The following is a 13,253-nucleotide window of genomic DNA, read 5'->3' as shown; positions in this document are numbered from 1 at the left end:
TGCCATGTATCTACCACCGCATTCGGCCGTCGAGGACGACGCCGAGATCCGGTCATTCGTTGATGCGATGGCGCTGGCGAGCCTGATCACCGCCGACGTGGACGGCATACCTCACTCCACGAGTCTGCCGATCCTGTGGGAAGGCGATCGCGTCATTGCGCACATCGCCCGCACCAACCCGCAGACTCGGCACCTGGTCGACGAGACCAATGCGCTTCTGGTCGTGCGCGGCGTCAATGGCTACATCACACCGGCCTGGTATGCCTCCAAGGCCGAACACGGCCGCGTAGTCCCGACCTGGAACTACACCGAGGTGCAACTGCGCGGAACGCTCACGGTCCACGACGATCCTGACTGGGTGCTCGACGCGGTGACACGACTGACCGACCGACACGAGGGCGTACGCGACCAGCCCTGGGCGGTGTCCGACGCCCCGGCGAAGTGGATCGCGACTCGACTCAAGGCCATCGTCGGCCTAAAAATCTCCGTCACCGAGGTGCACGCCAAAGCCAAGCTCAGCCGGGACAAGCCCGAGGCCGATCAGGCTGGCGTCTTGGCCGGAATGCCAGACGGCCCGCTGCGCCAGGCGCAACAGGCCGGTGGCCTTACTCATTGACCCTTACCCGCGTCGACCGGCGGCAAATACGTAGTGTGGCGCTCGGCCAACCCCGCATTCGCCGCCAGTCGGCGGCTACTCGACCGGTCGTACGCGATGGCTAACGCAGACCCAGTCCTTGGCGCTGGGGCTCCCGGTCGATCTTGCCGAGATCCTTCGGCTTACCCGCCTTGCGAATCTGCTTGACCGCCGGATCAGACTCCGTCAACCCCGCCCACTGCAGAATCTTGTAGTTCGCAGTGTTCTTCTGTTTCTCCTGCAACGCCTTGATGTTCGCGCCGTGGTTGGCGCCGGGAGCGACATAGCGATTGCAGTCCCGGGCCGCGGCGTTCTTGCCGCAGTTGAACGGCTCCGCACTCCATGGGTCGTTCTCGCCGTCGATGAAAAGCATCTGCGAGGAACTCTTACGGACCCACTTGTCGATATCGGGCATAGCCTTCGTGTCGAACTTCGCCGGCTTCAACGCATCCGGCACGAACGTCCGAGCGACGTTCGCTCCCGGAAACTTCAACAGGTCGCCAATGTGGGTCTCATAGGGCTCGGGAGAGCCGAGCTGATAGGCCGCTTGATAATAGTACGGCGCGTAGTATTCGAGTTCTTGGTCCGAGTAGGCCCATGGCTTGGTGACAAGCGCCCCCCAAGAAAAAACAACTTCGTTCGATGCCGATGGTGCGGGGATGCTGTCGCAGAATGATGCGGGCTTCTGCTGCCAGAAGCCGAAGGGCATATCCGCGACCGCGGCCTCATAGGCCTTCTCTTGGGAACCGACCGTGGTGTAGGTGCGCCCTGCGGCTTTGTCGCTTGCGGTCAACAACTCAAGGAACGCGGGCCGGTCTTTGCCCAACAGACGACGCTGGATGCCGATCAACTCGCGGCGGCAGGTCGGGTTGTCACCCACATTGTCGAGGAATTTGTTGTAGACGTCCTTGTCGTCGTTCACGTCGTTGGGGGCAACGTAGGCAACTGTCCCGTTGACGTCCTTGGGGAAGAACCGCCGGTGGTACGTCGCAGTCATCCCACCCTTGGATGCTCCGGTCGTGAGCCAGTTGGCGCTGTAGAGGTTTTTAAAGCTCTCGATGATCCGGTGTTGGTCGGTGGCCGCCTGCTTGATCGTGAGTTGCTTGCTCCAGTCGGGGTTGTCCGGTCGGGACGGGTCGAAGAAGCGGTACTCCATGTTGATCTGGTTGCCATCCACAATCTGCGTCGGCTCCGTACGGGCGAAACCTGGCAAGCCATAGCCCGACGTGTGCATGACCATTGGGCGGCCAAAGTCGGTGTGCATCAAGCCGAGTCGCTGGACGAACGTTCCTTTGCCGTGGTCCTGGTGGTCGACCCACTGCTCGAACTTGATCTCGAACCTTCGTGGGCCTTCCGAACCAGCCGGCGTCGTCTCGGTGGCGTCGATCACGCCCGGGAGCGCACGCACACGGTCAAGAAGATCCAGTTGGGCGGACTGGGCAGGTGACGCCGCACCAGCAGAGGATTGCCCCACCAGCGCCACACCTCCTGGAAGGACAGTGATGACACCAAGGGTGACAAGGGATGCAATCGATCTGCGCATGACGGCGTGAGCCTCTCTGGTGGACGGATGGCCCTGAGCGTAGAGAGTCCTAGACCGTTACCGGTCAGTTTTGGGATTCCTGTCGCTCTCGGGGCAATTTCATCGCACCTGTCATGTCCCTCGGCCGCGTCTCCGGAGATCGTGATCACCGATGTCGGCGGTATGGCTTTACACGTCGATTGGCGGCAAATACGTAGCGTGGCGCTCGGCCAACCCCGCATTTGCCGCCAGTCGGCGGCTACTCGACCGGTCGTACGCGATGGCTAACGCAGACCCAGTCCCTGGCGCTGGGGCTCCCGGTCGATCTTGCCGAGATCCTTCGGCTTACCCGCCTTGCGAATCTGCTTGACCGCCGGGTCAGACTCGGTCAACCCGGCCCACTGCAGAATCTTGTAGTTCGCAGTGTTCTTCTGTTTCTCGGGCAGCGCCTTAATGCTGGCACCGTGGTTGGCACCGGGAGCGACATAGCGGTTGCAGTCGCGCTGAGCGCCATCCTTGCCACAGTTGAACGGTTCCGCACTCCACGGGTCGTTCTCGCCGTCGACGAAAAGCATCTGCGAGGAACTCTTACGGACCCACTTGTCGATATCGGGCATAGCCTTCGTGTCGAACTTCGCCGGCTTCAACGCATCTGGGACAAACGTCCGAGCGACGTTCGCTCCCGGAAACTTCAACAGGTCGCCAATGTGGGTCTCGTAGGGCTCCGGCGAGCCGAGCTGGTAGGCCGCCTGGAAGTAGTACGGGGCGGTGCCTTCGAGATCCTGGTCGGAGTAAGCCCACGGCTTGGAGACGGCCGACACCCATGTGTAAATTCGCTCGTTTGTGGCTGACGGCGCGGGGATGTACTGGCAAAAAGTGGAAGGCTGGTACTGCCAGAAACCGAAGGGCAAATCCACGACCGCGGATTCGTAGGCCTTCTCCTGGGAACCGACCGTGGCGTACGTGCGGCCTTGCTCCTTGTCGCCCTTCGTGAGCAACTCAAGGAACGCGGGCCGGTCTTTGCCGAGCATGCGACGCTGGACGGCTAGCAGGTCCTGGCGGCAGGTCGGGTTGTCACCCACATTGTCGAGGAATTTGTTGTAGACGTCCTTGTCGTCCTTCACGTCGTTGGGGGCAACGTAGGCAATCGTCCCCTTCACATCCTTGGGGAAGAACCGCCGGTGGTACGTCGCAGTCATCCCACCCTTGGATCCTCCGGTCGTGAGCCAGTTGGCGCTGTAGAGGTTTTTAAAGCTCTCGATGATCCGGTGTTGGTCGGTGGCCGCCTGCTTGATCGTGAGTTGCTTACTCCAGTCAGGGTTGTCCGGTCGGGACGAGTCGAAAAAGCGGTACTCCATGTTGATCTGGTTACCGTCGACGATTTGGGTCGGCTCACTCCGGTTAAAGCCGGGCAGCGAGTACCCCGAGGTGTACATCACCATCGGGCGGGAGAAATCCTTGTGCGTGAGACTGACTCGCTGAGCGAAGGTTCCCTTGCTGTGGTCGTCATGGTCAGCGAATTGCTCAAACGTGATGTCAAAATTGCGCAAGCCTCCTCCGGCGGCCGACTCGGTGGCCTCGATCACGCCCGGGAGCGCACGCACACGGTCAAGAAGATCCAGTTGGGCGGACTGGGCAGGTGACGCCGCACCAGCAGAGGATTGCCCCACCAGCGCCACACCTCCTGGAAGGACAGTGATGACACCAAGGGTGACAAGGGATGCAATCGATCTGCGCATGACGGCGTAGGCCTCTCTGACGGACGGATGGCCCTGAGCGTAGAGAGTCCTAGACCGTTACCGGTCAGTTTTGGGATTCCGGGCGCTAGCGAGGCGCCCGCGCGGCCGCGACATCAGCTGGATAGTCCGCGTAGAAGGGCACATAGCCGTCGTCTCCACCGACGAAGGCAAACACGTCGTCGCCGACCTCATATCCCTCGCTGCGCAACTTCACCTTGATCGACTTGAACGTCGAGGTGTGCTCAAGGGAGTCGACGACTCGGATGAACAGCGGCACGGCGTACGCCGGCAGGGCCTTCCGCAACGTGGTCGCCAGACCCGACGGGTCCAGGTCGGCACCCTCAGCCAGGACAACGGCCGCCATCCCCGCCCGCCCATCTGTGCCTGGCACCTCGACGCCGTAGACCGAACAGTCCTCGATCTGCGGCTGTCGACCGAGCACCGCCTCGACTTCGGTCGTGGCGACATTTTCGCCCTTCCAGCGGAACGTGTCACCCAGCCGGTCAACGAAAGCGACGTGCGTGAAGCCCTGGTTGATGACTAGGTCTCCGGTGTTGAACCAGCAATCACCAGAACGGAATCCGCCGCGAATCAGTTTGCGCTCGGTGGCATCGTCGTCGGTGTAACCATCAAACGGGGCCCGGGAAGTGACCTTCGCCAGGAGCAACCCGATCTCTCCGGCCTTCACCTTGGTCAGACGGCCTTTCGCATCACGCACTGGCTCGCCCGCGTCCTGGTCGTACGCGACCACGCTGAACGGCAGTGGGCAGGTGCCAGCGGTTTCGTCGATTCCGTACGCATTGATGAAGGCAATGTTGCATTCACTAGCGCCGTAGAACTCGGCGATGCGCTCGATGCCAAAGCGCCCCTGGAAGTCACGCCAGATGTCCGGTCGCAGGCCGTTGCCCACAATGACGCGAACCCGATGATCGCGGTCGCCCGGACGTTCGGGTTGGGCGAGAAGGTAGCGACACAACTCGCCGATGTAGACGAAGGCCGTCGCGTCATAGCGACGCGCTTCCTCCCAGAAGCCGGAGGCGGAGAACTTGCGGCCGATGGCGTAGGACGCGCCCCCGGCGAGCACCGCTCCGAGCGCGACCGTGATGGCGTTGTTGTGGTACAGCGGGAGGCAGCTGTACATGCGGTCGGTGGGCTTAAGCCGCACGCCAAGGCCACCAAGACCCGAGTAGGACTTCAGCCACCGGAAGTGGGTCATGATGCTGGCCTTGGGCATGCCTGTGGTGCCCGAGGTAAAGATGTAGAACGCCCGCTCCGAGCCGAGGATCTGCTCGGTGATCGCCGGGTTGTCAGTCGACTTGCCTTCCGCTTCAGACCGCAACTCGCTGTATGTCAACGCTGGCTGCGCCCGCGCCGCCTCACCCGCGGTCGCCAGGTCCTCAGTCGCGCCATCGGCAACGACGATCAAGCGAGCATCCAGGATGCCCAGGCTGTGCCCGAGGACATCGCCCCGCTGGTGATGGTTGAGCAACCCGGCGACGGATCCGATCTTGACCGCGGCCAGAGTCACGAGCAAGGTATCGAGTTCGTTGCCACCCATGATGCCGACGACTCCGCCGCGGTCGGCTCCGCGTTCGGTCAGAACAGCGGCGTAGCGATTGACGACGGCGTTAGCTTCGCCGTAGGTCAACTCTTGATCCTCGAACACCAAGAAGGCGTTATCGGGCTGCTTAGCCGCAAGGTCCTGGAAGGTCCGGCCGATCGAGGCCTGATCCCCCGGCTTGCGCAGAATCAGTCCGGCGCCAGCTTTGAGCAATGCGGGCAGATCGGACCTCATGGCGGCAGCGCCCTTGGCGAGGTCGGTCAGCCCGACGCGTTGGCGGGTCGTAGAGGTCATAGAAAGATCCCTTCAGGTGACTGACCGTCGATGTTACCGATGAGAAACTTATTTCGCAGTCCACGGCTCATACGGTCTAGCGCGCGTAGCCTCAGACCATGACCCATACGGTTCTTGCCACCCTGCCATCCGGCCACCGGATCGCCCGGGCGCGGCGGGAAGACCTCCCGACCATCATCGCTCTTCTGGTGGATGATCCGCTCGGATCGACGCGAGAGGATCCGAGCGATCCGGCCTACGTCCGCGCGTTCGAGACCCTCGACGCAGACCCGGCCCACCTGCTGGTCGTCGTACTCGACGAGGGTGACCAGGTCGCAGCCACCATGCAGGTCTCGATCATTCCCGGGCTGTCCCGGCGCGGTGCGACCCGCGCTCAACTAGAGGGAGTACGCGTCGCCGACGCGGCACGTGGCACTGGCGTCGGCGCGGCGATGGTCGAGTGGTCCATCGACTACGCGCGCGAGCAGGGCGCCAACCTCATGCAACTGACAACCGACAAGGCGCGCACTCGGGCCCACACGTTCTATGAACGACTCGGTTTCGTCGCTTCCCACGAAGGCATGAAGGCTATGCTCTAACCTTACCTACGGAACCGTAAGTTATTCAGAACGAGAGGTGCCACCATGGTGAAGCCAGCGCTCGACGGTGCAGCGATCACGCGAGGAGCGGCCTTCGCCCAGCGGATGTATACCGAGCGCGCCGGACAACTGTTTGCCGGCTATGTCCTGCGAGACCCCTTGGTACGCACCGGTCTTCGCCCCTGGAGCAGCGATCCGTACCCGCTCTATGAGCAGATCCGTGCCCGTGGGCCGCTCAGCAAGACCTCGATTCCCGGTGTGCGGGTTTCCATGGACCACGCGATCTGCAAGCAGGTGCTCAAGAGTCGCGACACCGGCGTGACGGACCCCAGCCAAACGGGTACGTCCGTACGCGGCCCGCAGGAAATCGACCTGTCTCTCTTGCAACTCGATCCGCCCGACCACACCCGGATCCGTCGGGTCGCCGCGCCAGCATTCACGCCGAGGCGGATGGCGGCATACGAAACAAGCATTGAGAAGGTCGTCCATCAATTGCTCGACGACGCCGAACGACAAGGCACGTTTGATCTGCAACGCACACTCTCCGCGCCGCTTCCTATCGCGGTCATCAGTGACCTGTTGGGCGTGCCCGACGCCGACACCGACACCTTCACCAGGTATGGCACCGCGCTCGGCAGCGCCTTAGACGGCATCAGCTCAATACGCCAGGCACGACGTGTCTTTGCCGCACGCGATGCCCTGGAAGACATGTTTGCTCGCCTGATTGAGGAGCGGCAGCGCGACCCGCGGGACGACATGCTGACTCTGCTGAGCCAGGCTGATGAGGGTCAGATTTCCGCCAAGGAAATCCTGCCGCTCTGCCAGCTCTTGTTGGTCGCGGGATTCGAGACCACGGTCAATCTCATTGGGAATGCCGTCTACCAGTTGATGGCGAACCCGCAGCAATGGCAGCTCCTGGTGGAAGATCCCAATCTTGCGGAGGGGGTCGTCGAAGAGACCTTGCGCTTCGACGCGCCCGTGCAGTTCTCGTCACGGCGGGCGAATGCTGACCTCGACCTTGGCGGCGCCGTATTGAAGGAAGGCCGCTGGGTCGTCCTCGGCCTCGCCGGCGCCGGACGCGACCCCCAGGTCTGGGATCGCCCACATGAGTTCGACATCACGCGCGAGCCAGGCGACCACCTCGCCTTCTCCAGCGGGATTCACTACTGCGTCGGCGCGCCGCTCGCACGGCTGGAGGCAACCATCGCGCTGCGCGCCATCGCCCAACGCCTGCCGACGCTGCACCGGGCGGGGAAGGCCCCTGTGCGTCCCACCCGGACCATTCATGGACGGAGCAAAATTCCGTTGGCGGTCTAGGGCGGCTGTCAACTATCCTGGCCCGACTATGAAGCACTGAGGCACTGAATCGCTCGCGCCCGAGGCACACGCCCGGCGAGCACCCATCCCCCTCTTCGGGAGTGCCGCATGTCTACCTCGCTCATCGTTCGTGACCTCTCAAAGGCCTACGCCAGCCGGCCCGTCCTCGACGGTGTCGACCTGACGGTCACCCCGGGGCAGCGCCTCGGGCTGATCGGCGAGAACGGCGCGGGCAAATCAACACTCGTGCGCATCATCGCGGGGCTTGAGGATGCTGACGGCGGACACGTCGAGTCGCCACCGGACCTTGGCTACCTCGCGCAAGATTCTGGGCTGCGGGCTCACGACACCGTCGAGGCCGTACTGGCCGAGGCGCTTGCCCCTCTGCACGACGCCGTCGAGCGGCTAGAGCAGCTCGCGAACGGCTTGCCGGAGACGACCGATGCCTACGCCGAGCAACTCGAATGGGTTGAAATGCATGACGCGTGGGACGCCGACCGGCGAGCTGAAGTTGCGGCCCATCGGCTCGGACTCGAGCAGCTCTCTCGGACCAAGCTGGTCGGTGAGTTGTCGGGTGGGCAGCGCGCGCGACTTGCGTTGGCAGCACTGCTGACTCGGAGGCCCGACTGCTTGGTATTGGACGAGCCGACCAACCACCTAGACCACGACGCCTTGGATTTCTTGGAGTCCGAACTCCTCACCATGCGTGGTGCCGTTCTCATCGCCACCCACGACCGGGTCCTTCTGGAGCGGGTATGCACCTCTCTGGTGGACCTCGACCCCAGCCACCTAGGGACCGACGGTCGCGGAGGTCGGGCATATTCCGGCTCGTACTCCGCCTATCTGGCAGCCAAGGAAAGCAGTCGGCGCCGGTGGCAGGAGGACTTCGAGGCCCAGCAGGACACGCTCAACGAGTTGCGCGGCAAGTCCCGCAGCGGCGAACAGGATGTGGCCCATGGGCGGGGACCGCGGGACAACGACAAGTTCATCCACGCGTTCAAGGGCCAAAACGTGCAGGCGACGGTGCGGCGTCGGGTACGTGATGCCGAACAGCGCATCGCCACCATCGAGCGCGACCTCATTCCGAAACCGCCTGCGCCCGTGGTGTTTTCGGGGTCATTTGACGGGCGTCGGGCAGGATCAGTACGCGTCCGGAACATGGTCGTCCCCGGGCGTCTTTCCCTTGAGCGCCTGGACGTTGGCCCAGGCGAACACCTGCTGGTCACCGGCCCTAACGGGTGCGGAAAGTCGACCCTCTTGAAGGCTTTGGTCTCGACACGCGGATCACTGCGTTCCCGCTGCTCGACCGGCGTTGAGGGCGCGACCGGCGTTGAGGGCTGCTCGAGCTGCGTTGAGGGAGCGACCGGCATTGAGGTCGCGACCGGCGTTGAGGGAGCGACCGGCATTGAGGGTTCGCCCGGCGTTGAGGTGGCGGCCCAGGCGCCTGGGTACCTCGCTCAGGAGGTGGCCTTCGCCGACTCCTCCCGCTCCCCGCTGCAGATCTATGCCGATGTCACGCCGTTACGGCCCCTGGCCGACCTTGGCATACTCCATCCTCGGGACCTGAGCCGTCCGGTCGGCGAACTCAGCCAGGGACAACGCCAGCGCCTCGGGCTCGCGCTGTTGATGGCGACACCCCACGACCTCTTGCTTCTGGACGAACCCACCAACCACATTTCTCTCGCCCTGGTGGAAGCACTGGAGGAGGCGCTGCGGCGCACGCCGGTCACCGTCATCGTCGCCAGCCACGACCGATGGCTCACCCAACAGTGGACAGGCCCCCGGCTAGAACTCCGCTGACCTGCACAAACCAGCGAATTGCTTAGTCCAACAGTCTTTCTCGAGTTGCCATGGTTGCGGCCTCGGTGCGGGTGCTGACGCCCAGTTTGGCGAGGATGTTGGACACGTGCACACTCGCGGTCTTGGTGCTGATGAACAATTCCTTGGCGATATCCCCGTTAGTTTTCCCGCGCGCGACCAAGACCAACACTTCCCGTTCGCGTGGGGTGAGCTCCGCCTTTCCATCGCGGCGCGGCGCTGCCGGGGCAGATCCACGTCGACCGACCACGTCAAGGATCGGCGACGCGCCCAATCGCAATCCGATCGCTCGCGCAAGACTTGCCTGTTCCCTCGCATCCGCATGGTCACCGCGGGCGAGTAGCAACTCCGCGAGGCGTACTCGCGACCAGGCTTCGTCATAGGGAAAAACTGCCTCACCCATGCAGTCGACCGCCGTCTGCATGAGGTCCACCGTCACGGAATCGGGAGCACCGACGCCACCCCAATCGTGTCTGGCTCGCTCGGCGCGGGCCCTGGCCAACCAGGCGCGCGATTCCAGCCCCAACCACCGCTCGTCACCTCGAGTGCCCGCGACAGTCTCCGCGGCCTGAGCCAGTTCCTCGACCCGCGCAAACTCCGCGGCGCCGCCGATGCGAGAGGTTGCAAGGTGCCCAATCACGATGGCACTGAGTCGAATCCGCGCGTCGAAGTTGCGGAGCCGCCACACCATGCCGATGGTCTGCACGATTTCGTCATGGAGGTCGAGCATCGCCTCAACCTTGCCCTGCCGACCGAAGACATCCACGGCCGCCGAGCCACCCTGCACACCGACCATCATCTCCCGAGTCAACATCGGGCGGACTCGGGCAACCCGCGCCAACACATCACCGTCCTGACCACGCGCTGCCGCCAACTGCATTCCCACGGCCGTCATGACGGCCGTGAATGAACTTTCTGGAAGGCGCAACTCACTCAGGTCAAGCATGGCGTCAGCGGTTTCCCACTCGCCCGTCACGACGGCGTAATGCGCTGCCATGGTTCGGGTATCGACGGCAAACGGCGTGCTGGCAGCGTTGAGCTCGACCGCGCGATGTACCGCCTCGACGCCCGCTTCACGAGCGCCAAGGTGGTCGCCAAGACGGGCCAGCACCCGATGGCGCTGGTGCCTGCCTCTGAGTTCGGCTTCGACATCGCCCGCGATACGCGCCGCTTCGATCACATCATCCAGTCGCCTCAACGACCGATCTCGATGGCCCGCAAAGCCATCGAGGCGCCCGAGCGTGGTCATCGCATCGGCGGTCACCGACGGCAGATCCAGATCGCGAGCAACCCGGCCCGCCTCATCGGCGACCTCGGCGGCCTTGTCGTATTCTTCGTCGTCCAGGTGCGCCCTCGCCAGCTTGGACAGCAGCGTCGCCGTGAGCTCGGTCTCCCCATCCTGTCGAGCAATCACCTCCTGCAGCATGCCCACTAGTGAATCGGGGAGGTCGGTGACCTGATGGGCTTCAGCAATCCTGACGGCCAGTCGGCCGTGGTCTTCGGCGCTCAGGTCGGCAGTCGATACCTCGTCCAGAAGTCCAATGGCCCGGTGCGGATCACTGGACAGGACGAACGCGCGCGCGGCCCGCAGGCTCACCTCGAACCGGCCACATCCTCCGTCCAGCTCGATGTCGTCTTCGGCGAAGATATTCAGCGCGGCCTGGAAATGCGCTGCAGCATCCGCCGGACCGGCTGCCAACAACGCCTCATCACCGGCCCTGACTGCGGCCTCGGCCGCCACCTTGCGCAGCCCCGCTGCATGCGCATGATGGGCGAGTGACGCTGCGGCTCCTGGGAATTCGCGGTCGCTCAACGAGTCCACGTAGCGGCGATGCAGGCGTACGCGCTCCCCAGGTAGCAGGTCGTCGTAGACCGCCTCCCCGAGAAGGGCGTGCCGGAAGACGTAGTTCTGGCCAGATGGCATCAAGACGTTGGCGTCGAGGGCGGCTCGTAAGCCATCATCGACCTCGGTCACCGATAGGTCAGTGATGTGGCCCAGTCCGTCATGGGTGACGCTGCGCGCCGCAACGGACGCCGCCCGAACCACGGTTCGTGCGGCGTCCCCCAGAGAGTCCAACCGCAGGAGGAGCAGGTCGGCCAGATCCCCAGGCAGACCGGCTTTGCCCAGGTCGTGGGCGGCCAGAAGCTCCTCAGCAAAGAAGGGGTTGCCATCGGCCCGCGCCACGATGTCTTCGGTGGCGGCCCCGACGAGCCCTGGTCGCAGGCCGACGACCAAGCCGCGCATGTCGGCGTCGGCCAGCGGCGGCAGCACGACCCGAGTCACGCCAGGCAGCCGTGACCACTCCGCGAGGTCCCTTCGAAGTGGGTGCTTCCGGTGCAGGTCATCGGCCCGATAGGAGACCACGATCGTGACGGGCGAAGGAATCCGGCGACTCAGCAAAAAAGTCAACAGACCGCGACTGGACCGGTCCGCCCAGTGCGCGTCCTCGACCACCACGAGCAGCGGCCGTTCATGGCCTAGGTAGGTGAGCGCATCATGCAGGGCTTCGAGGAAGTCGCCTCGGTCGACCTGATGGGCGGCCAGACCCGCGGGATAGAGCGGCCCCAGCCCGGGGAAGGCCTCTGCCAGGCTGGCCGCGGTCTCTGGCTCGTCAAGCTGGAGCCGGTCGAACATTTCCCGAAGCGGCAGATAGGGAGAACCAGACTCACCCAGGTCGAGGCAGTGACCAGACAGCACCCGAACGCCCTGCTCACGACTTCGAGCGATGAGCTCCGTGAGCAGCCGCGTTTTACCGACCCCGGCATCGCCGCCGAGCAAGACGGCGGATGCGGTGCCGCCGGTCGCCCGGTCCACCAGGTCTCCCAACTCGACAGCACGCCCCACCAGGGGCGAACGGTCGATCGGCGATGGCGTCACGGAGTCAGTATCCACGGTGCCTACCTGAGTTGGGTCTGTCCGAACCAGGGTTGGGTCGCTTTGGCCCAGGTTCCGTCGTTCTTCGCGATGCGCAGCCAGGTGTTGACGTATGCGCGCCAATCATCGTCACCGCGCGGGAGGAGGTAGCCCTTTTGACTGAAGTTGAACGGCTTCTTCGGGTGGACCGCGCACAGCTCAGGATGGGTCTTCGCGACCCAGACCGTCTCGCTGGCGTCAGTCGTCATGACGTCGGCCTTGCCCGCGATGATCTGGTCGAAGATGGTGTTGTTATCGCCCCACACGATGATCTTGCCCTTGGCATAGTGCTCGCGCGCAAACTCCTCATTGGTGCCACCTTCCGGGGTGATGGAACGCACCCCGGGCTTGTTGATCTCCTTGATGGTGTCGTACTTGGACACGTTGCGGCACAACGTGATCGGCGTCTTGCCCTCGGTAAGAACCGGGTCGGTGAAGTATGCCTGCTGCGCTCGATCCGTCGAGATCGATACCCCGCCCATCGCGATATCGCACCGCGCCAGGAAGTCGGGCATCAAGTCCTTCCAGGACGTTGACACCCACTCGACCTTTGCGCCGAGTGAGGCCGCGAGATTCTTGGCCATGTCGACGTCAATTCCGGTGCGCTTCTTACTCTTCGGATCAACATAGGTGAATGGTCGGTAGTCGCCCGTGGTGCATACCGTGAGCTTCTTGTCCTTGCGGACTGCATCCAACGTCGAGGTCGCGACGGACGACCGTTTGGCGGCCGCAGAGGTCGACGTCGAACTGCCCGAGCGGGAACCAGCCGAGCCGGTTTCTGAAGAGTCCGACTCGGACTGGCATCCGGTAAGGAACAGGGCAAGGGCTACAAGGGGTGCGACGCGGCGCATACGTCCTCCTGGTCGTGACGAGTGG

General features: G+C 63.8%; 9 protein-coding genes. 4 read left to right on the top strand and 5 right to left on the bottom strand.

Annotation, left to right across the window (positions count from 1 at the left end; translation table 11 throughout):
* Nucleotides 1-4: 4 nt before the first annotated feature.
* Entirely contained in the window at nucleotides 5-616 is a 612-nt protein-coding gene (locus F562_RS0114670) for an FMN-binding negative transcriptional regulator (RefSeq protein ID WP_018157727.1), read from the top strand.
* Between the two features lie 100 nt (nucleotides 617-716).
* Here F562_RS0114670 and F562_RS0114665 read toward each other — a convergent pair whose 3' ends face one another.
* The 3 genes from F562_RS0114665 to F562_RS0114655 form a co-directional block, all read right to left on the bottom strand.
* Nucleotides 717-2,177, bottom strand: coding sequence for a S28 family serine protease (locus F562_RS0114665; protein ID WP_026181306.1), 1,461 nt, complete (start codon nucleotides 2,175-2,177; stop codon nucleotides 717-719).
* Nucleotides 2,178-2,440: 263 nt separating this feature from the next.
* On the bottom strand, nucleotides 2,441-3,895 hold the full coding sequence (locus F562_RS0114660; RefSeq protein WP_026181305.1) for a S28 family serine protease: 1,455 nt from the start codon (nucleotides 3,893-3,895) through the stop codon (nucleotides 2,441-2,443).
* Nucleotides 3,896-3,980: 85 nt separating this feature from the next.
* On the bottom strand, nucleotides 3,981-5,750 hold the full coding sequence (locus F562_RS0114655; RefSeq protein WP_018157724.1) for a long-chain-acyl-CoA synthetase: 1,770 nt from the start codon (nucleotides 5,748-5,750) through the stop codon (nucleotides 3,981-3,983).
* Between the two features lie 98 nt (nucleotides 5,751-5,848).
* Here F562_RS0114655 and F562_RS0114650 point away from each other — a divergent pair, with 98 nt between their 5' ends.
* The 3 genes from F562_RS0114650 (at nucleotide 5,849) to F562_RS0114640 (ending at nucleotide 9,445) form a co-directional block, all read left to right on the top strand.
* Nucleotides 5,849-6,328, top strand: a complete 480-nt coding sequence (locus F562_RS0114650; protein ID WP_018157723.1) for a GNAT family N-acetyltransferase — start codon at nucleotides 5,849-5,851, stop codon at nucleotides 6,326-6,328.
* Between the two features lie 45 nt (nucleotides 6,329-6,373).
* Nucleotides 6,374-7,645, top strand: coding sequence for a cytochrome P450 (locus F562_RS0114645; RefSeq protein ID WP_018157722.1), 1,272 nt, complete (start codon nucleotides 6,374-6,376; stop codon nucleotides 7,643-7,645).
* Nucleotides 7,646-7,753: 108 nt separating this feature from the next.
* Complete coding sequence (locus tag F562_RS0114640) at nucleotides 7,754-9,445, top strand: ABC-F family ATP-binding cassette domain-containing protein (RefSeq protein WP_018157721.1); 1,692 nt, start codon at nucleotides 7,754-7,756, stop codon at nucleotides 9,443-9,445.
* A gap of 22 nt (nucleotides 9,446-9,467) precedes the next feature.
* Here F562_RS0114640 and F562_RS21320 read toward each other — a convergent pair whose 3' ends face one another.
* Complete coding sequence (locus F562_RS21320) at nucleotides 9,468-12,356, bottom strand: helix-turn-helix transcriptional regulator (RefSeq protein WP_018157720.1); 2,889 nt, start codon at nucleotides 12,354-12,356, stop codon at nucleotides 9,468-9,470.
* Between the two features lie 5 nt (nucleotides 12,357-12,361).
* Complete coding sequence (locus tag F562_RS0114630) at nucleotides 12,362-13,228, bottom strand: transporter substrate-binding domain-containing protein (RefSeq protein ID WP_018157719.1); 867 nt, start codon at nucleotides 13,226-13,228, stop codon at nucleotides 12,362-12,364.
* Nucleotides 13,229-13,253: the final 25 nt, after the last annotated feature.

The organism is Demetria terragena DSM 11295, from assembly GCF_000376825.1.
In the GTDB taxonomy this organism is placed as follows: Bacteria; Actinomycetota; Actinomycetes; order Actinomycetales; family Dermatophilaceae; genus Demetria; species Demetria terragena.
Note: the sequence above shows the minus strand (reverse complement) of the source record. Positions and strands in the feature narration are given on the sequence as shown.

Bases quoted from the DNA above. Each gene is read 5' to 3' on its own strand.
- F562_RS0114670 (WP_018157727.1), top strand. From the start codon at position 5: ATGTATCTACCACCGCATTCGGCCGTCGAGGACGACGCCGAGATCCGG.
- F562_RS0114665 (WP_026181306.1), bottom strand. From the start codon at position 2,177: ATGCGCAGATCGATTGCATCCCTTGTCACCCTTGGTGTCATCACTGTC.
- F562_RS0114660 (WP_026181305.1), bottom strand. From the start codon at position 3,895: ATGCGCAGATCGATTGCATCCCTTGTCACCCTTGGTGTCATCACTGTC.
- F562_RS0114655 (WP_018157724.1), bottom strand. From the start codon at position 5,750: ATGACCTCTACGACCCGCCAACGCGTCGGGCTGACCGACCTCGCCAAG.
- F562_RS0114650 (WP_018157723.1), top strand. From the start codon at position 5,849: ATGACCCATACGGTTCTTGCCACCCTGCCATCCGGCCACCGGATCGCC.
- F562_RS0114645 (WP_018157722.1), top strand. From the start codon at position 6,374: ATGGTGAAGCCAGCGCTCGACGGTGCAGCGATCACGCGAGGAGCGGCC.
- F562_RS0114640 (WP_018157721.1), top strand. From the start codon at position 7,754: ATGTCTACCTCGCTCATCGTTCGTGACCTCTCAAAGGCCTACGCCAGC.
- F562_RS0114630 (WP_018157719.1), bottom strand. From the start codon at position 13,228: ATGCGCCGCGTCGCACCCCTTGTAGCCCTTGCCCTGTTCCTTACCGGA.